This is a genomic window from Sulfuricurvum sp. (assembly GCF_031427015.1).
In the GTDB taxonomy this organism is placed as follows: domain Bacteria; phylum Campylobacterota; class Campylobacteria; order Campylobacterales; family Sulfurimonadaceae; genus Sulfuricurvum.
In genome coordinates this window covers 174,864-193,043 of sequence record NZ_JASJOW010000002.1, presented here as the reverse complement: position 1 = coordinate 193,043, position 18,180 = coordinate 174,864, and the positions used below count along the sequence as shown (strand labels likewise).

The 18,180-nt window shown below is 43.7% G+C and carries 15 protein-coding genes and 1 other RNA gene; 7 read left to right on the top strand and 9 right to left on the bottom strand.

All coding sequences use genetic code 11. The features are described 5' to 3' along the window. Window position 1: 1 nt before the first annotated feature. From pseC to RMO68_RS03310, 6 genes are all read right to left on the bottom strand, one after another. Window positions 2–1,129 carry a UDP-4-amino-4,6-dideoxy-N-acetyl-beta-L-altrosamine transaminase gene (gene pseC / locus RMO68_RS03335; protein ID WP_310439296.1) on the bottom strand — a complete coding sequence of 376 codons (1,128 nt, stop codon included), beginning with the start codon at window positions 1,127–1,129 and terminating at the stop codon, window positions 2–4. Next, a complete protein-coding gene (gene pseB / locus RMO68_RS03330; protein ID WP_310439295.1) occupies window positions 1,126–2,133 on the bottom strand; it encodes a UDP-N-acetylglucosamine 4,6-dehydratase (inverting) in 1,008 nt (335 codons plus the stop codon). Before pseB ends, pseC begins: the two co-directional genes overlap by 4 nt. Before the next feature lie 71 nt (window positions 2,134–2,204). Next, on the bottom strand, window positions 2,205–3,596 hold the full coding sequence (fliD, locus tag RMO68_RS03325; protein WP_310439294.1) for a flagellar filament capping protein FliD: 1,392 nt from the start codon (window positions 3,594–3,596) through the stop codon (window positions 2,205–2,207). Between the two features lie 87 nt (window positions 3,597–3,683). Beyond that, window positions 3,684–4,373 carry an SDR family oxidoreductase gene (locus tag RMO68_RS03320; RefSeq protein WP_310439293.1) on the bottom strand — a complete coding sequence of 230 codons (690 nt, stop codon included), beginning with the start codon at window positions 4,371–4,373 and terminating at the stop codon, window positions 3,684–3,686. Then, the gene (locus tag RMO68_RS03315; RefSeq protein ID WP_310439292.1) at window positions 4,355–5,374 is read right to left on the bottom strand and encodes a spore photoproduct lyase family protein; all 1,020 of its coding nucleotides are present in this window, start codon (window positions 5,372–5,374) and stop codon (window positions 4,355–4,357) included. The genes RMO68_RS03320 and RMO68_RS03315 overlap by 19 nt, the downstream gene beginning before the upstream one ends. Continuing rightward, window positions 5,343–6,128, bottom strand: coding sequence for a hypothetical protein (locus RMO68_RS03310; protein ID WP_310439291.1), 786 nt, complete (start codon window positions 6,126–6,128; stop codon window positions 5,343–5,345). The genes RMO68_RS03315 and RMO68_RS03310 overlap by 32 nt, the downstream gene beginning before the upstream one ends. Window positions 6,129–6,188: 60 nt before the next feature. Between RMO68_RS03310 and ffs the strand changes: the two genes are divergently transcribed. Then, window positions 6,189–6,286, top strand: an RNA gene (ffs, locus tag RMO68_RS03305) — signal recognition particle sRNA small type. Window positions 6,287–6,294: 8 nt separating this feature from the next. Here the strand turns inward: ffs and msrA are convergent. Continuing rightward, window positions 6,295–6,822, bottom strand: coding sequence for a peptide-methionine (S)-S-oxide reductase MsrA (gene msrA, locus RMO68_RS03300; protein WP_310439290.1), 528 nt, complete (start codon window positions 6,820–6,822; stop codon window positions 6,295–6,297). Window positions 6,823–6,961: 139 nt separating this feature from the next. Here msrA and RMO68_RS03295 point away from each other — a divergent pair, with 139 nt between their 5' ends. The 4 genes from RMO68_RS03295 to RMO68_RS03280 all read left to right on the top strand — a co-directional run bounded on the left by RMO68_RS03295 (window position 6,962) and on the right by RMO68_RS03280 (window position 9,489). Continuing rightward, window positions 6,962–7,126, top strand: a complete 165-nt coding sequence (locus tag RMO68_RS03295) for a hypothetical protein (protein WP_310439289.1) — start codon at window positions 6,962–6,964, stop codon at window positions 7,124–7,126. Between the two features lie 183 nt (window positions 7,127–7,309). Beyond that, the gene (locus tag RMO68_RS03290) at window positions 7,310–7,552 is read left to right on the top strand and encodes a hypothetical protein (protein WP_310439288.1); all 243 of its coding nucleotides are present in this window, start codon (window positions 7,310–7,312) and stop codon (window positions 7,550–7,552) included. An 11-nt stretch (window positions 7,553–7,563) separates the two neighbouring features. Beyond that, on the top strand, window positions 7,564–8,229 hold the full coding sequence (locus RMO68_RS03285) for a response regulator transcription factor (RefSeq protein ID WP_310439287.1): 666 nt from the start codon (window positions 7,564–7,566) through the stop codon (window positions 8,227–8,229). Between the two features lie 3 nt (window positions 8,230–8,232). Continuing rightward, window positions 8,233–9,489, top strand: coding sequence for an ArsS family sensor histidine kinase (locus tag RMO68_RS03280; RefSeq protein ID WP_310439286.1), 1,257 nt, complete (start codon window positions 8,233–8,235; stop codon window positions 9,487–9,489). On the opposite strand, the gene RMO68_RS03275 is transcribed toward RMO68_RS03280, so the two are convergent. Beyond that, complete coding sequence (locus RMO68_RS03275) at window positions 9,416–12,007, bottom strand: ABC transporter substrate-binding protein (RefSeq protein WP_310439285.1); 2,592 nt, start codon at window positions 12,005–12,007, stop codon at window positions 9,416–9,418. The genes RMO68_RS03280 and RMO68_RS03275 overlap by 74 nt on opposite strands. Before the next feature lie 107 nt (window positions 12,008–12,114). Here RMO68_RS03275 and metH point away from each other — a divergent pair, with 107 nt between their 5' ends. Continuing rightward, complete coding sequence (gene metH, locus RMO68_RS03270; protein ID WP_310439284.1) at window positions 12,115–15,612, top strand: methionine synthase; 3,498 nt, start codon at window positions 12,115–12,117, stop codon at window positions 15,610–15,612. Between the two features lie 124 nt (window positions 15,613–15,736). Here metH and RMO68_RS03265 read toward each other — a convergent pair whose 3' ends face one another. Continuing rightward, on the bottom strand, window positions 15,737–16,939 hold the full coding sequence (locus tag RMO68_RS03265) for a hypothetical protein (RefSeq protein ID WP_310439283.1): 1,203 nt from the start codon (window positions 16,937–16,939) through the stop codon (window positions 15,737–15,739). Window positions 16,940–17,132: 193 nt separating this feature from the next. Between RMO68_RS03265 and RMO68_RS03260 the strand changes: the two genes are divergently transcribed. Then, a complete protein-coding gene (locus RMO68_RS03260) occupies window positions 17,133–18,176 on the top strand; it encodes a hypothetical protein (protein WP_310439282.1) in 1,044 nt (347 codons plus the stop codon). Window positions 18,177–18,180: the final 4 nt, after the last annotated feature.

Here is an 18,180-nt window from a genome sequence, read left to right as displayed (position 1 = left end):
TTTAAAAACTGCATCCTCGGTGAGAATGGGCTTCCATCACGTCAAGAACCGTATCGGCGACCATGACGGCATCTTCTAACGTCATCTTTTGATGACACGGAATGGAGAGTTCACTTTTATAAAAAAGTTCTGTGGTTGTAAGCCGTTGTTCTCCAAAACGCTCTTTGTAAAAACTGTTTTGATAGATCGGTTTGTAGTGAACCTGAACCCCTAATCCACGTGTTTGCAACTCGGTGAAAATATCCTCTTTCACGCAATGCAATGCAGGAGATAGAAGCAACGGATAAAGGTGACGCGCACTTTGCTCATTCGGGTCAATAGTAATCGTTGCAAAGAGTTTATGACCTGCAAAACGCTCATCGTAATATCGGGCGATTTCATTGCGCGTTTGGAGAAATCGATCCAGTTTATGCAACTGAGAGTACCCCAATGCGGCGGCAAATTCGCTAAGGCGGAAATTATGCCCTAAACTCACCATATCGGAGTTCCAAAGCTGTTTTTTGATGATGCCGTGCGAGCGGAAGAGTTTTAACTTCTTGGCGAATGCTTCGTCGTTCGTCACCACCGCACCCCCCTCTCCCGTCGTGATCGGTTTGATCGCATGGAAACTAAAGATACTCATGTCGGCAAAGGAACCGATTTTTTGGTTGCCGATACCGCTTCCCAAAGCGTGGGAAGAATCTTCGATGACGAGGAGATTGTGTTTCTTGGCTATTTCTTTGATTGCCTCAATCGCAACCGGTTTACCGGCAAAATCGACGGGTACGAGTGCGCGGGTTTGGGGAGTGATGAGCGATTCGATCAACGATTCGTCGATATTTCCATCCATTTTAATATCACAAAAAATCGGTTTTGCCCCGAGTGCAATCGCCATATTCGACGTTGCGACAAAACTGATGGGGGTGGTAATGATCTCATCGTTTCCCGAGATTTCCGCAACGGCATACGCACCTAACAACGCTGACGTCGCGGAGTTAAATGTGACACAATAGCGCGCACCCACATACTGGGCAATCGCGTCTTCAAACGCCTCGACCTTTGCACCCTGTGTTAGATGGGAGCTTTTTAAGACATCCACAACGGCGGCAATATCATCCTCTTCGATAAATTGAGTCGAATACGGAATCATTTCTCTTCACTTTGGGTGAGAGCGATTTTCTCTAACAGTGCTTCGCTAGTGAGCCACTCCGTGTTGCTTTCAGAGCTGTATTTAAATCCGTATTCGACCGGTGTTCCGATCTCGCCACAATTATTTTTTGAAAAATCGGCAGTTTCAGTAAATTGGATCGTCGGTTTAATCACATAATGGTCATGAAATTCTAACGTCAGATGGGAATCATCCCGTGGGCACATTACTTCGTGCATTTTTTCACCCGGGCGGATACCAACATTTTTATGAGGAAGATTCGGGGCGATAGTGCGGGCGACGTCTACCACTTTCATCGACGGAATTTTCGGGATAAAGGTCTCTCCCCCATGCATACGTTGAAAGTTTTTCAACACAAAATCGACCCCCTCTTGGAGAGTGATCCAAAAACGTGTCATCCGCTCATCGGTGATAGGGAGTTCGCTCGCCCCCTGCTCAATCAGCTTTTGGAAAAACGGGACGACCGAACCGCGGGAACCTAAAACATTCCCATAACGGACAACGGCGAATCGAATATCTTTTCCCCCTCGGATATTGTTCGCCGCGACAAAGAGCTTATCGCTTGCGAGCTTGGTGGCGCCGTAGAGGTTGATAGGGCTTGCGGCTTTATCGGTGGATAGGGCAATAACACGGCTAACACCGCAATGCAATGCGGCATCGATCACATTTTGTGCGCCGTTGATATTGGTTTTGATACACTCCATCGGATTGTATTCGGCTATAGGGACATGTTTAAGCGCTGCCGCGTGTACAACATAGTCGACACCGTTCATGGCATTTTCCAAGCGTGTCAAATCTCGAACATCACCGATAAAATAACGCATACACGGGTCGTTAAACCGCTGTGCCATTTCGTATTGTTTAAGTTCATCACGTGAATAAATAATGATTTTATTAGGTTTGTAGTGCTTTAGAATTGTTTTTACAAACTGCTTTCCAAAACTCCCGGTTCCACCGGTTATGAGAATATTTTTTCCGTTGAGCATGACATTAACCCCTCTAAACAGTTATTACTGTAAAGCAATTTTAATGCCAAAAAAATAATGAATAATTACCCTTAGCTGCTACTGTTCGCCATTGCATCAATTTGCATTTGTAAAGAAGAAAACTGACTATTGAGTTTACTGATTATCGCATCATACATCGCAAAACGTGCCGTCATCGTATCATAGCGTGCCGTTAAAAGATCAGCAGCCCGTGTTCTCTCTTCTTTTAATGCTTTTGTCTCAGTATCTGACCCGTTCAGAAGATTACTCATCAAACCGCTTGAGCTTGTATAAGAATCAAGAAGCTCATCAAGATATCCGAAAATTCCCTCAGTATATTCTCCCGACTCACTGGTTGATCCGCTGAAAAAAGCTTCTAGTCCGGTGGCATCACTGCTCATTTTGGTATCGAATTCACTTTTCGTAAACGTCATCGTACCGTCTTCACCCAATCCAATACCGTACTGAGCAAGTGAGTTTCCATCTGAATTCATCGAAGTTAACATTTTCGTTATTTCGCGTTTAATGGATTTAATCGTATTATCACCGTTAAAAATCCCTACTTTACCATTGTCAAGATCCGCTAGCGTCATCTCATCAAGTTGTTTAGTAAGGGTGTTATAACTCGTCGCTAAATTGCTCATCTCATCGCTGATAGCCGTAGTATTCTGGGATATTCCGATATTGGTACTTCCACCATCTTGGAGTAAATTGATCGTTACACCTATAATCAAATCACTAACACTGTTTGACGCTCTCGTAATGCTGATTCCATTGTATTTGAATGAGGCATCACTGGCTGTTTGAATGCTTTGAACCCCTGTCGGATTAGTCGCAACATCATATGTTTTCAACTCGTTTTTCAAGGTTCCGCCCGCCGAGTCCGAAAGAGAAATAGTTTGATCTGCTCCCGTCTCTTTGGAAGTCAAAACGAGATGGTACTCATTCGCCCCCGTTTGTAAAATCGATGCCGTCACTTTTGCTCCGGCTTTTGTGTTGATTGATTCTTTGAGATCGGTCAAAGTGGTACTGCTTGTGTAATCCATATTAAAAGTTTCACCGTCAATCGCGAGTGACATTGTCCCGGATCCGCTTGATACCGTAGCTGTCGTCGATGAAAAAGACCCTGATTCGAGAATACTTTTTTTAGCCATCACCGTATCGCTGATCGAAAAAGACTGAATAGCGCTTCCGGATAAAGCGCTTACGCTCACCGCATCCGAATTTCCCGAAACCGTTCTTTTTTGATAAAGAGTATCATCGGATAAGCTACTGACGCTAGATTTAAAAGAGCCCAAAAGGCTGTTTAACAGATCTAATGCGCTATCTTTTTGTGCTTGAAGTGTAATTTTATTATCAATCGGAGTAACGATATTAGCGGTATCTGCAGCTTTTAGTTTATCAATAACGTCCGCCGTCAAAACACTTGAACCGATACCGAGAGAGCTAACAGTCCCTGCCATCACAAATCCTTTTGTATGTAGTGTAATCTATATCGACCATAACGGTTAAATATTTAGTCAACTACACCCAAGCAAAAAAAGTTCCGCTTACTGTTTTTTGGTTATCCCGAACCTTTGAGAGCGAATTGTCATTTCACTTACACAAATCCCCTCACGCGTATCCAAAAGGTATTGGACAGCTTGGACAATATCGGAAGTCAGCAGTTTCATATCCTCCTCTTTTCCGACTCCAAAACGAAACCCGTCAAAAAACGGCGTTTCCGTCATATCGGGGTTGATTGTGACCACTTTGACCCCGCTGTTACGGGTTTCCTCAAAAAGGGTCAACCCAAATGCTCGCAGTCCCGCTTTGGTAGCACTGTAAAGGGCGGAAAACTTGGAGTGGCGGGTCGCCTCGATACTGGTGATATTGAGGATCATCCCTTTGGACTTTTTCAAAGGACGCATCAATGCATTAGAAAGTAAAATCGGAGTGGTGAGATTCAAGGCGATCATATCGGTGATCGTTTTGGAACTGAGCTCTTCATGAGGCTCAAACCGCCCGAATCCGGCGGCGTTGACCAAAATTTCCAAATCCTCAACCTCGGAAAGTTTTTTCTGAAGGATATCAACCACTACCAAATCGCTCAAATCACACGGCAAATGCTCAAATAGAGGGTGATGGATATCCCCTCTGCGGCGGCTGAGTCCAATAACGGTGTATCCATTTTTGAGTAATACTTGCGCTATCGCTTCACCGATTCCGCTACTAGTTCCACTTACGATTGCCGTTGCCATGTTCGGATCCTCTCTTTGGGTAGATACTGCGTTGCTTTTACCATCAGTGTTTCTAAAATATACGTTTCGATCCCTTCCGGATAGGTCGCCATCTCATCACGTACAACGTAGGGGTAAAAAGCGACATCGCTACGACGAAGTTTTTTCAGGGAACGAAGATGGCTTTGAGACATACGAAAACTCCCCAATGTCAGGTGTTCGATTGCTTCGGGATCGATGGTTCTAAATATCTGTTCTATCAGTTCAGTATAAAGTATAGCAAACTTCTCTGTATAGATAACAGGGTCGATACAAAGCCGTACGTTCCATCCTAACGTGATCGCTTCTTGAGCCGCACTGAGCCGTTTTTCGAGACTTGGGGTAGCGTGTTCGTAAGCGTTGATGATCTCTTGCGGAGAGAGGGTCCATGCCAGTGTTACCCTCGGATTTGGGGTGATCGACTTAAGCGACTTGATATTAGCACTTTTAGTACGGATTTCAAGATAAAGATTCTCATACTGATCTGCAAAATCTAACCACATCGAAGTTTGGTGTGTTAGCGATTCTATGGCAAGGGTATCGGTATCATACGACGTCGCAACGAGGGTATCTTTCCCTAAATAGGGTCGTAGCTGTTCAAACGCATCTTCAAGATTAACGAATAACACCGTGTTAGCCGATGGGTAAAGCCCCTGTAAATAACAGTAATCACAGTCATACAAACACCCCATCACGCTGGAAGCGTAAAAGAACTGTTCATGACCAAAACCGTCGCTGTATTGGCTCCCCTCATGCAAAAATTTCCCCTCTTTTCGGGCAAGAATTAGTTTTTTAGAGTGGCTTTGCGCCGCGAAACTTTGTGCGGGTCGGTTAAACACCTCTTTATAATGATCGATTAGTATGACCTGCGAGTCGGCAAATTTTGTCCGAATCCTTTGGGTCTGCGGGTGATCCAGCACACCCCGCTCGATATAGAGATGGGAAAAGAGCTTAGGCTGTGAGGGTTGCGATAAGTTCTTCAAGCAGTTGGCTCCTTTCACGTTTGGAGTTCGGGATCAGAGGATTCAAGCACGGGAATTCCCCTTTATCTCTGAGTCGAAAATAAGTGAGTGCATCTTCGAGAGAATCCCCTTGGCTTTTCGTGAAATGGGCTTTAAGACTCTCGATTGTGTTCCGTTCATCTGCGGAAAACAACGACGGTTCTTTCTGTATAGTGCACAACCTTGAGATAAGACTATCCAAGGTATTCACGTGAGAACGGAAAAGTTCCATAACCCCCTCTTTCGTCACGAGTTCGGGAGTACAGTGATCGGAGACGATTTTAAGAAATGCCATTTGATGGAGTTTGAAAAAGCGGGATGCGGCTTGAAAAATAGCACCGCTCTCCATATCAACCGGATAGTCACTAAGCACTGATTGGGGGGTATCAACACACCTCATTGACGTTTCACGGAGACAATGGGTATAGAGAATGTCAGGATAATAGCGGCGATCTCCATCCAAAATTTGATGAATCAGCAACGGTTCACCGATTCTATAATCTGAGGGTGCTCCGCAAATTCCGATATTGATCAAAACATCCTTCTCTTCAGGGATCCGCCATCCCAGCAACGCACTCACCGCCATTAACGCATTCGTTCGCCCCATTCCGCTCACCGCTAACACTATCTCCTCATTTTTATAGAGGGTGTAGGGGAGCGACGTATCGCGTTTAAGATGATAATATTCACATAAAGGTCTGGCTTCGGCATCGAGTGCGGTAATGAGATAAATCATAGTTTTATTATAGCAGTATGTCTTGCATTTATAGGTTTAAACGGCTATAATTCGCCAACTCTTCTAGACCTGTGCAAGGGGATGGACGGACATCGTGTCAGGGTAGGAATACAGCAGCACACCCGTTCATCTTTTGTGCCGCAGGTATCTGGGAGAGCCACTTTCTTTAACCTCTTTTTACTTTATCCCCAAAAATTTTCATAAACTTTTCAATCTTCGGTGCAATCACGATATGACAATACCCCTGCGTCGGATGTTCACTGTAATAATTTTGATGGTACTCTTCAGCGGCATAAAATTCAGGTGCAGGTGATAGCTCAGTCACGATAGGAGCACTAAGCGATTTTTGCGCCTTTGCCATAGATTCTTCTGCTTTAGCTTTTTGAACCTCATCGTAGTAATAGATGACGGAACGGTACTGCGTCCCCCGATCTGAGCCTTGGGCATTAAGGGTAGTCGGATCGTGAATTTCCCAAAAAATATCTAAAATTGCTTTATACGAAATAATCTCAGGTTCATATGTAACCTCAACTACTTCCGCATGTCCCGTTGCTCCACTGCACACTTGCTCATAACTAGGGTTCTTACGCGCACCTCCGGCATATCCACTGAGTGCACTCTGAACCCCGCTCACACGATTATAGACCGCTTCGATACACCAAAAACATCCGCCACCTAAAAGTGCTTTTTCCATTGATTCATCCTTTTATTATTAACACGATTATCGGCTGTTAGTACTGTATAGGGCTTGAAAAATATCCATTGATTCTACTTCTTAAGTTGATTATTTTTTAATCAACTATTTGAATAATTTATATTTTTATAGGTTTATAATGTCAATGTTTCGTCAAAACACGTTATCGTACGGTAATCTTTTACCGATACGATGTCGTTTATATTTGATAAGGAGAAACCCAATGGAAAAAATGTCACCGTTAGAAAAAATGTTGCTTAAAAAACTACGTCGATCCAAACGTGCCAGCTGGATGGTCAACTAACTACGTTTTTGCTCTTAAGAGCAATACAGATGCTTATACTCTCATTCCTCTTCACTTCAAAGTAACGTTATAATTCTTTTTACATTCGTTTATCATTCTTTTGCCCTTCGTTAACATCGCTACGTCATACTGTCAAATGTCCAACCTCATTATGAGGTCATATTTGTACCCAAGGAGTATCTTATGATTCGTCCCCTCATTTTCATTGTTTTGAGTTACGCTTGCATATGGGCATCTACCCAGACCCCTATTGCCATGGCATCTGATTTGAATCTCACCACGAATCAAATCAAACAGCTTCAACGGATCGATGCAACAGTAGAACAGGTGAAACGTCATTCGAACGCAAAGCGGATCGAAGTACTGACACCTCAACAACGAAAACTTTTTTGTACTCGACAAAAAAATTTATGTAATCTAAATTAAGAAAGGGACTTATGCTCCAAGCTTTGATGGTCGAAGACGACCCGGATATTACAACGTTATTAGTCAACTATCTCAAAAACTACGGGATAGCGCTTAATGCCGTTTCCACCCCTTCCGCCGGCTTGAACCTATTAGATAATGATCATTTTGATCTCATCATTTTGGATTTAACCTTGCCGCAAATGGATGGGCTCGAACTGTGCAAAATGATCCGTCAAAAAACCGATATCCCTATCGTCATTTCCAGTGCGCGAAGCGATATTAATGATAAAGTGATCGGTTTAGAATACGGAGCGGACGATTACCTCCCAAAACCCTATGAGCCGCGTGAACTGATTGCCCGAATCAAAAGTGTTCTACGCCGTTATCGCCCAACACTTGAGAAAAAAAATAAATTATTTACCCTCAATGAAAATGAGCAGACCATTATCTATAACGATGCATCTCTTTCTCTTACACGTGCTGAATATGAATTGCTCGCACTCTTTATCCTTCATCCCAATCAAACCCTTAGCCGCGACTTTCTCTCCAATAATTCTGAAGCGATCTCTTGGGAAAGTTCGGCGCGAACCATCGATGTTATTATCAGCCGTTTGCGACAAAAAATTGAAAAAGATCCCAAAAATCCACGCTTTATTCACTCAATTCGGGGAAGCGGCTACCGGTTTTCAGGATAATTAATGATGCAAAGTATTTTTCTCCGTATTACTCTATTTTTTATTATCACCTTTATCGCGATGGGGTTAGGTTTTTTTGCGTTACAACAAAAACTTGCCCAAGAGTATACCCATAGGATAGAGAGTGAAGCGGGCAATATGCTTTTGGTTTTACGTAAAAGTGTCCCGCTTGCTCCGCCTATGCGCAGATCTTATTTGCAAGAACACGGTTACAGTGTTGCCGAACCTCACCCTGATTTAATCAAAACACTCAAAAATGCCCTTACCGTTATCCCTAAAAATTATCCTGAAGAGATTAAATCCTCCATCAATGAAGGACGGATACAAATATTAAAAGATGAAAATCATCTCTACATTTACTTAACAAAAGCCGTACCGCCTCTGTTAGTCATCAAAACCGATGCGGCAAAACAACCTCTTTGGAGTGAAGCCCTTTTAATCTCTTTAATGCTCGTTTTATTTGTGTTATATTGGTTCATCATCAAAACACTCTTTCCTCTCAAAACATTGAAATATTCCATCACACAGTATGGTTTGGAGGGGACATATATTCCCCTAAATCGTTATCAAAAAGATGAGATTTCTCTGGTTGCCACCGCATTGGATAATGCCATGCAAAAGAACCAAGCCCTCCTTGAAGCACGGCGACTTTTTTTGAGAAATATTATGCATGAGCTCAAAACCCCTATCACGGTGGGAAAACTCTCTTTACCTTTTCTAAAAAATAGTGAAGAAAAATCGATTTTGGAACGGGCTTTTTTTCGAATGGAACATTTAATTGCCGAGCTGGTTCGTCTCGAACAAATAACCTCAGGGGCATTGGCACCCCACATTCAGACGTGTGACCCAAAACAACTGATCGATAAGGCAAAAGGGCTACTTTTTTTAGGTGATAATGTAGTTGAAACAATAGTTGACGGATCCCCCATTTCTGCCGATAGCGATGTATTGGTTACCGTTTTTAAAAATCTCATCGACAATGCTATCAAATACAGCTCCGATGGTAAAGTAACCGTTATACAAGTAGGGGAGAGGATTCTCTTTTATAATTTAGGGGAACCGTGGCCGAAGGGGTGTACTCTGGACTCTTTATGCGAACCGTTTCTTCATCAACATGAGAATCCGCACAGTTTTGGGTTAGGACTTTATATCATTAAATCAATTCTCAACGCTCATAATTTTACCTTTAACTATCGGTATGAGGAGGGGAATCATTGTTTTGAGGTAGTGTGTCGAAATCCCCTTTTATCTCTCGATTAAGTCGGATCTCGAAACATGCCCCTTTACCCGTATTATAAACACTCAGTTTGCCTAAAAAGTGTTTTTCGATAATGGTTTTGGCCATATACAAACCGATCCCCGTCCCTTGAGACTCAAATTTAGTCGTAAAATAGGGATCAAAAATTTTATCGATAATAGATGAGGGTATCCCTCCTCCCGTATCTTCAATAGCAATCGTACAATAACGTTTATCGGTAATACAGCGAATACGGATAAATCGCTCACTGCTTCGATGCTGTTCGATCGACTCTCTGGCATTATTGATCAAGTTAATCATCACCTGTTTAAGTTCATTAGGATAGACTAAAACTTCTATCTCAGGATCAATTTCCCGCTCAACTTTAATTTTCTTACGTAAAAGTAAAGGGCCGAGCAACGCTTCGACATCATTAACCATGCTGTTTATATTAACCGGAATTTGACTGCGATCTTGCTTGAAAAAATTACGGAAATCATCGATGGTTTGTGACATATACTCAATTTGCGCTTCCGCAATTTCAATAACCTTTGCCGACTCTCCGTTCCCCTCTAGAGCGCAACTAAGATTCAATCGCGTCATGGAGAGCCCCAAGATATTCAAGGGCTGACGCCACTGATGGGCGATCGATTCAAGCATAGATCCGATCTCGGCCATTTTAGCTTGTTGCATCAGCAGTTTTTCCTGCTTTCGATTCTTTTCAACCGCTTTCTCAATCTCTTCTTGAAGCCGTTGATTAAAAATTTCGAGTTCACCGGTTCGTTGGCGGACTAAAACATCTAAACGATGGTTCTTATAGGTGACTAAAATAAACAAAACCACCATAAACCCTATAATTCCCCATACAATTCGATAATTAATCGGTTCACCCTCTTCGCTCACCAACCAACGACCGTGGATCTCCTCGTATTCAGTGGGGGTCATAGAAGCTAAAACTTTATCGGATATCGAAGCCAGCATCCCCCAGTCGTTCCGAAAAGCAAACGCAAGTTCATAACGAAACGGTGTCTCTCCGGCAACCTTGATATTTTTTAGCTTATGTCGCTCTATCAAATAACTTACGACACTTAATCCCTCAACACACGCATACACGTCGCCTGAAGCAACGCTCTGGAGAGCCTCTAGCGACGTATCCGCTAACACTGGAATGATTTTCGGATAATGGGAGCGTAGAAATTCTTCACTTGCATAAGAGCGGACAACCGCCACTTTTTTCCCGTTGAGATCGTTTAGATCATTTACATATCCGACCCCTGAATCGGTCACTATGACCATTGATTGTTTTAAATACGGGTGGCTAAATAAAAGATTATCTCGCCGTTTATCGGTAATCGCAGCACCTGAGAGCATATCAAGCTCTTTATTTTTGACTGCACGAATCGAATCACTCCAGTGTTGACGGCTATAATCGACTTCGAAACGGACACCGAGCCGTTTCTCGAGAAGATTCAAGTACGAAGCACTAATACCCGTATGCCTCCCTTTCTCATCCAATGATTCGATCGGAGGCCAATTATGATCTATTCCGACGCGGATGACCGGATGCGCTTTAAGCCACTCTTTTTCTTCAACACTTAAATGTAAAGTATGGTTTTTATACAGCAACGGCTCAAACGAAGGGATAGATCTAACTACGCCCATAAGTCGATATCCCTGTGCAATCATCTCTAAACGCATCGGATTAATCGAGCCGAATGCGGTATTGGGACGAAATGCCAGTTCTTTTAGGACTTTCCCCTCATAAATAAGCGCTTCCAGTGATTTATGCTGTGGGTTATAGTTATGATAAATAAGCTCCGCCGTCTCTTCGATATGATCAAACGCCCAAATCCACCCCCGCATTGACGCATCATAAAATGCTTCTACCCTTTTTGGATTTTTTAACGTTTCATTTTTTGTAGTAAATAAAATATCGCTGTAATAATCAAACCCGTACTCTTTCGGATTAATCGAATGGGTTTCTACCCCCATTTTATTTAAAATAAACGGTTCATTGGAAACATACGCCAGCATTGCGTCAGTTTCCCCCCGTGCCAAAGACAACGGATTAAATGAATGAGATTGAAGTTTCAAATCATCACTACTGAGACCGACACTTCTAAGCATTGCCTGCATTTCAGCCCATTGCACCATATCGTCTGTCAACATCACCCGTTTGTTTATAAGATCTTTAGCACTTAGGATATGCGCATCTTTACGTGTTAGTAACACGATCGGGGAAGATTGGTAGATTGCTGCCATTAAAACAAGCGGAGCACCGTTAATATAATTTACGATTAAGGATGAATGCCCGACACCGTACTGCGCTTTTCCGTCCATAACGTTCTTGAGTGCCGTCTCTTTTTTATCCGCATCGAGGATCGTTACCTCTAGTCCCGCATCTGCGTAATACCCTTTTTGCTTAGCAATGTAATATCCGGCAAATTGAAACTGATGTAGCCACGGCAATTGTAGTGTTACGGACTCTTTCGACCATAAAAAGGTAGTAAAAAGAAGGACTAAAAAAAGCAATTTTTTCATAGCTAAGAGTGTATCGAAAGAATTATATTTTCATACTTAGAACCCTTTAGGCTACACTTCGATAAAATCCCGTCCATTATACTTTTATCTCTAACAAGGTTTTTACTATGTCGGTTAAAAATACGCTTCTTGAAACGATTCAACTTCGCCCCCTTATTATCGACGGTGCGATGGGAACACAGCTTCAAGAACGTGCCGATAAAATTCCTGAGAGTGCATGGGAAGGGCTTGAGGGGTGTAACGAGCTCCTCAACGTCACCGCTCCTGAGGTAATGAGCGATATTTTTCACGCCTATCTCACCGCCGGAGCGGATCTCATCACCACCAATACTTTCGGCTCCTTTAGCTGGGTACTCGATGAATACGGGATCGGTCATCGCGCGTATGAGCTCTCACGTGCAGGGGCAGAAGTATGCAAGGCGGAGTGTGAGAAGTTTTCCACACCTGAACATCCCCGATTTGTCCTCGGTTCGATCGGACCGGGAACGAAACTTCCCTCACTCGGACACATCCACTACGATGAAATGTTCACAGGCTATTTGGAATGCGCTCTAGGATTGATCGATGGCGGATGCGATATTTTCCTCTTAGAAACCTGCCAAGATCCGTTACAGATAAAAGCGGCACTCCACGCCTGCGAAGCGGCGAATAAAGAGCGAGGAGCGACTCTGCCGATTATGGTCTCCGTAACCATCGAGTTGGCGGGAAGTATGCTCATCGGAACCGATGCACAAACCATCGCTACGATCCTAGAGCCGTTCGATATCCTCAGTCTCGGATTCAACTGCGGTACGGGGCCTGAACAATACGGTAAACACGTTCGTACCCTCTCTGAGGTATGGGCTAAACCTATCTCCGTCCACGCCAATGCCGGATTACCACAAAATCGCGGCGGATATTCGTACTATCCGATGGGACCCGATGAGTTCGCCCAGTTGCAATGCGATTTTTTAAATTTTGATGGAGTGAGTTTTCTCGGCGGTTGCTGCGGAACTACCCCTCAGCATATCCGCGCTCTCGTGAATAAAGTCTCGACTATCGCCCCGAAAAAGCCCAGCGGAGCAATGAAACCCTCTATCGCATCGCTCTTCAATACGGTGGAACTGATCCAAGAACCCTCACCGCTCCTCATCGGAGAACGCTCCAACTCGACGGGATCGAAAGCATTTCGCGAGCTCATCATCGCCAGCGATTACGAAGGGACTCTCAGCGTTGGACAAGCCCAAGTGCGCGACGGAGCCCATTGTCTCGATGTCAACGTCGAGTTTGCAGGGCGTGACGGTGCAGTCGATATGGCGCACGTAATGAGACTCTACAACCAAAAAATTCCTCTCCCTCTCATGCCTGACGCGACGCGGGTCAATACGATGGAAGAGGCGCTCAAATGTATCGGCGGAAAACCGATCATCAACTCGGTCAACCTCGAAGACGGGGAAGAGCGTTTAGACGCCATTTGTTCTCTCGCCAAAAAATTCGGAACGGCACTGGTGTGTCTCGTGATCGACGAAAAAGGGATGGCGAAAACAACGGCGGATAAAATACGGATTGCGACCCGCATCTACGATTTGTGTGTCAACCGTCACGGGATTGATCCTAGAAACTTGATGTTCGACATGCTCACCTTTACCGTGGGAAGCGGCGATTTGGAGTACCGCGATGCGGCGATCCAAACACTCGAAGCGATACGTCAGCTCCACGCCAAGTATCCGAACGTCGGCTCGACACTGGGACTCTCAAACATCTCGTTCGGTCTGAGCATGAATGCCCGTGTCTATCTCAACAGCGTCTTTTTACACCACTGTCTCGAAGCGGGAATGACCAGCGTCATTATCAACGTCAAACACATCGTACCCCTTGCCAAAATGTCAGAGGAAGATCGCTCTATCTGTGAAGAACTACTGTTCCATCCCGATGATCAGTCGCTCTTTAAATTTATCGGCCATTTCAGTGATAAAACTATTGATAACGGTAAAAACGACGAAGCCTATGAGGCGATGAGCGATGAGGAAAAAATTGCCCAACTCCTCCTTGATGGGGATAAAGAGCGGATGGTTCCTTTGGTCGAAAAAGCACGCCACACGATCAACCCCGACCGCATCGTTAATGAGATCCTTATCGATGCGATGAAAATCGTCGGTGAGCTTTTCGGATCGGGGAAAATGCAGTTACCGTTTGTTCTGCAAAGTGCCGAGACAATGAAAACGACCGTCGATTATCTCAACCCCTACCTCTCCAAACAGGAAAAAGATACCGATACCACCCTCGTGATCGGCACCGTCAAAGGGGATGTCCACGACGTAGGGAAAAACCTCGTCGATATTATCCTCTCCAACAACGGGTTCAAGGTGATCAATATCGGGATCAAAACCGAACTCGAAGAGTATCTCGATGTTATGAAAGAGAACGATATTCACGCTATCGGGATGTCAGGACTCCTCGTTAAATCGACCCAAGTGATGAAAGACAATCTTGAAATCATGGCGAGCATGGGGATTACGACACCTGTACTTCTCGGCGGTGCGGCACTCACCCGCAGTTTTGTTGATGATTTCTGCCGACCGATTTATCAAGGGGCAATATTCTACTGCCGTGATGCGTTTGACGGCGTTATCGCGATGAGCCGCATCGAGAAATACAATGCCGATCCGAGTGTCGGGCTCGATACCCGCCTCGGCGGTGATATGATTGAAAAACCGCTCAAAGAGGTGATCGACATTGTGATCCCTCCGTATCATGAGCTAAAGATGCCGAGCGAAGTGAAAATCCCCACCCCTCCGTTTTGGGGACGGCGAGTATTACGTAAAGAGCAGCTCGATTTTGATATGGTGTGCGGCTGGATCAATAAACGAAGCCTCTTTAAAATGCACTGGGGATACAAACGTGCCGGTATGCCGGTAGAAGAGTACAAAAAACTCTTAGAGACCAAAGTCTACCCCGCCTATGAGCGTATTAAATCAGAGATTATCAAGCGGGGGTTGTTTGATCCTACCGTGATCTACGGATACTATCCCGTCCGAAGCAGTGACCAAGAAATCCTCATTTTCGATGAGAGCTGCGGATGGAATATCGATGCAAACGCTAACCGACAACCGCTAGAAGAAGTGATTGGAAACGCTAAATACGTCTTTGAGTTTCCACGCCAGCGAAAAGCACCGCACCGTGCATTGAGTGACTTCTTCACCCATAAGCGCGATGATGTATTACCGCTAACGTGTGTTAGCGTCGGGGACAAATTTAGTGAGTATGAAAAAGAGCTATACGCTAATAATGAATACTTGGAATACAATCTGGTTCACGGGTTTGGTGTGGAACTTGCCGAAGCGTTAGCCGAAGTAGCACACAAACAGATCCGCCTCGATCTTAATATCGCGAGTGATGATGAGGGGTTCAGTTTGCGCGATGTCCGCCTCAATCGCTATGCGGGGGCACGTTACAGTTTCGGCTATCCTGCATGTCCTGATTTGGAACCGAGTCGGATTATTTTTGATTTGCTCAAACCCGAAGAGTTTGGTATTACCCTCTCTGAGACGTTCCAAATCCATCCAGAACAAAGTACGACAGCATTGGTTGTGCATCATAAAGAAGCATCGTATTACAGCGTTTAACGCCGTTTGCGCCACACCTTTGTCATTCCGCGTGACCGAAGGAAATCCTTTAGGACTCCGACACGGAATCTAAAAACCTAAAGGCGTGGATCCCATATCAAGTACGGGATGACGAAAGAACTGCTTACCCTTTTACATCTATAGAGTCATAAATCTTATAGTTTTTGAAAATATCGAGTGCCTTTTGTACTTCAGGTAAGTATTGATCATTAATCCATTCTTTATAATGACTTGCTTGTGCAAGGTTTTGATCTGATGGGTCAAGCTTACTATTGGCTTGTTGTATAAGATTTTCGTTATTTAACATAAAATTGAATTGATTTACCTTTTTCTCAAGCTCTGAAATCATCGCTTTATCATTGTTATAAATATTGTTTTTTGTCCAGTCACCCTCTATACCATATTGTCTTAGATCCCATGTAGTGTTGATTGGAGAATTGAAGTCTGGTTTAAATCTATCAGGGTCCATTTGTTTGGCGATTGGATCTATTCGTCCTGCTTTTATCAATTTTTCCACAAATGTATCCGACATACCGCTCAAATCCATATACGAATCTCTAATGGAACCCACATATTTTTTAGCTTCTTCAACAGTTTTACCACTTTCCAATCCTTCATAAACAGCCGCATTTTGAAAGCGTGCTAGCTCTTTTGCATTTGACACACCTTCTTTTGCCCAATCATTTATTGGATACTGAATTTGAATCGCTTGCGCCCCTGCTATCATTTTGTTTAAAGCTTCTTCCCCGCCAAACATTGCGTTAACTTTATCCCAAGCTTGTTTTTGTTTATCTGTCTGGTCTTGTGTAATAGCTTGTCCTAACCTAATAGGCTCACCACCTAATTCTTCGGTATATATTTTATTAACTAATTCAAATAATTCTGGACCAGATATATAATTCGGATATGCCTCTTTAACTTTAGCAATTTGAAGGTCTTCATCCGCTTTTGAATAAGTCTCAGGGATAGGAGTATAAACATCTTTATACTTCTCTTGCATCTCAGCCATTTTTCCCGTTGCTTGCGACTCTTTAGAACTCTCTTGTATAGCCGTAGCAAGCGGACTCTCTTCTGTCTCACTCATAGTCTGCGTTACTTGTTGCTTTATTTCTATCTCTTGCTGTGCCGTTATTATGGGTTCTTGAGTTTCACTTTGAACCTCTGTTGTTGCTTTTGTAGGTTCTTCTTTCTTTTGTATTTCAGCTTTTTGATCGGTTTGCTGTGTAGTTGTAGGTGTAACACTCTCATACGCTGAAGAGGTATTAATCGCCGTTGTTTTGTTTGTCGCTGGTATGTACCCAGGTTGAGTGGCTGATGCTACAATCATATAATACTCCTATGTGTTGTATAAGTATAAGCAATTATAATGCCAAAAAAAATAAATTCCATACCTCTTTTTATTTTAGATTTTTCCCCATTATCCGATATATCATCAAAATAAATGTAAAGAGTAGACTATGGGAATTTCCATTTCTTCATCCGCATTTCATAACATACCTTACCAAACGCATACTCCTAAAGTGCATACATTTGAGGAGTTACAGCAGCTTAAAAAAGAGCCGACGAAAGTAACGGTTGAGGGAGATGTCTACCGCTCATCGGCTACTGGTTTTGAAAAACTCGCTCTCAATGAACTCCAGAGCGAAAAATTGTCCGTCGATACCTCTATACACACATACATCACCCACTCCGACGGTTCCATGGATGATATGACACAACTCGTCGCTATTCGCGATCCGATGGGGAGCGGTGAAATCCTCATCTTCGACCTCTCCAAAAAGACCATCGACAATCTCAAAGAAAAATTCGGCGATAGCAACAACTTTTTTGAGCGGAATGACGGAGTGCTGCGACTAAACGGCAAGGTGGAAAATTTTGTCGCTGGCTGGATGCAAAATATCCGTGAAGATCGCAGCTACGAAAAAGCGGATGCCGATAGAAATGGGAGAATCGAGGAGAACGAAGCGCAAGCCCTTACCATCGCTTTCGAACGTCAAAGAGACTATGATTATATTGGGGAAAAACTGGTTCAGGTCAATGCGGGGATGGGGGGAGATAACTATCAGAGTCTAGGGCGTTCCGGCGATGCTCACCACCTGTTTGAGACAGACAAAGAGAAAGCGGAAAACAAAGCACAAGGCTACACCTATAAACGCGATATCTCTTCATCACAATACACCAGATTTGAAAATACCGTCGAAAAAGAACTCGACCACACCCTCCAAATGGATGCAAACCTCGATGGTACCGTTACGTTAGCTGAGGGGTTGCAGGATGAATTCGGTACAAATTTCCGCCAACAAATTATCGATGATACTCAAGAATTTCACGAAGACCTACTGGAGGATCATCCCGAGTTAAACGACGGTACTCGCCTCCAGAACTATAACATCGGCTTAAGCAGCATCCTCTCCGAAGCCGAAGAGAAACAAATGGAAGAGACTTTCCAAAAAGAGGCACTTCATACACAAGAACAGATATCTCAAAATCCTTACTTTTTAAGTGGCACTGGTACGCTCGATATGTTGGATGCGAATTATCCAAAAATTGATATTTACGGCTAATTCT

Coding starts and splice junctions, on each gene's coding strand:
- pseC (WP_310439296.1), bottom strand. CDS start 1,129: ATGATTCCGTATTCGACTCAATTTATCGAAGAGGATGATATTGCCGCC.
- pseB (WP_310439295.1), bottom strand. CDS start 2,133: ATGCTCAACGGAAAAAATATTCTCATAACCGGTGGAACCGGGAGTTTT.
- fliD (WP_310439294.1), bottom strand. CDS start 3,596: ATGGCAGGGACTGTTAGCTCTCTCGGTATCGGTTCAAGTGTTTTGACG.
- RMO68_RS03320 (WP_310439293.1), bottom strand. CDS start 4,373: ATGGCAACGGCAATCGTAAGTGGAACTAGTAGCGGAATCGGTGAAGCG.
- RMO68_RS03310 (WP_310439291.1), bottom strand. CDS start 6,128: ATGATTTATCTCATTACCGCACTCGATGCCGAAGCCAGACCTTTATGT.
- msrA (WP_310439290.1), bottom strand. CDS start 6,822: ATGGAAAAAGCACTTTTAGGTGGCGGATGTTTTTGGTGTATCGAAGCG.
- RMO68_RS03295 (WP_310439289.1), top strand. CDS start 6,962: ATGTCAATGTTTCGTCAAAACACGTTATCGTACGGTAATCTTTTACCG.
- RMO68_RS03290 (WP_310439288.1), top strand. CDS start 7,310: ATGATTCGTCCCCTCATTTTCATTGTTTTGAGTTACGCTTGCATATGG.
- RMO68_RS03285 (WP_310439287.1), top strand. CDS start 7,564: ATGCTCCAAGCTTTGATGGTCGAAGACGACCCGGATATTACAACGTTA.
- RMO68_RS03280 (WP_310439286.1), top strand. CDS start 8,233: ATGATGCAAAGTATTTTTCTCCGTATTACTCTATTTTTTATTATCACC.
- RMO68_RS03275 (WP_310439285.1), bottom strand. CDS start 12,007: ATGAAAAAATTGCTTTTTTTAGTCCTTCTTTTTACTACCTTTTTATGG.
- metH (WP_310439284.1), top strand. CDS start 12,115: ATGTCGGTTAAAAATACGCTTCTTGAAACGATTCAACTTCGCCCCCTT.
- RMO68_RS03265 (WP_310439283.1), bottom strand. CDS start 16,939: ATGATTGTAGCATCAGCCACTCAACCTGGGTACATACCAGCGACAAAC.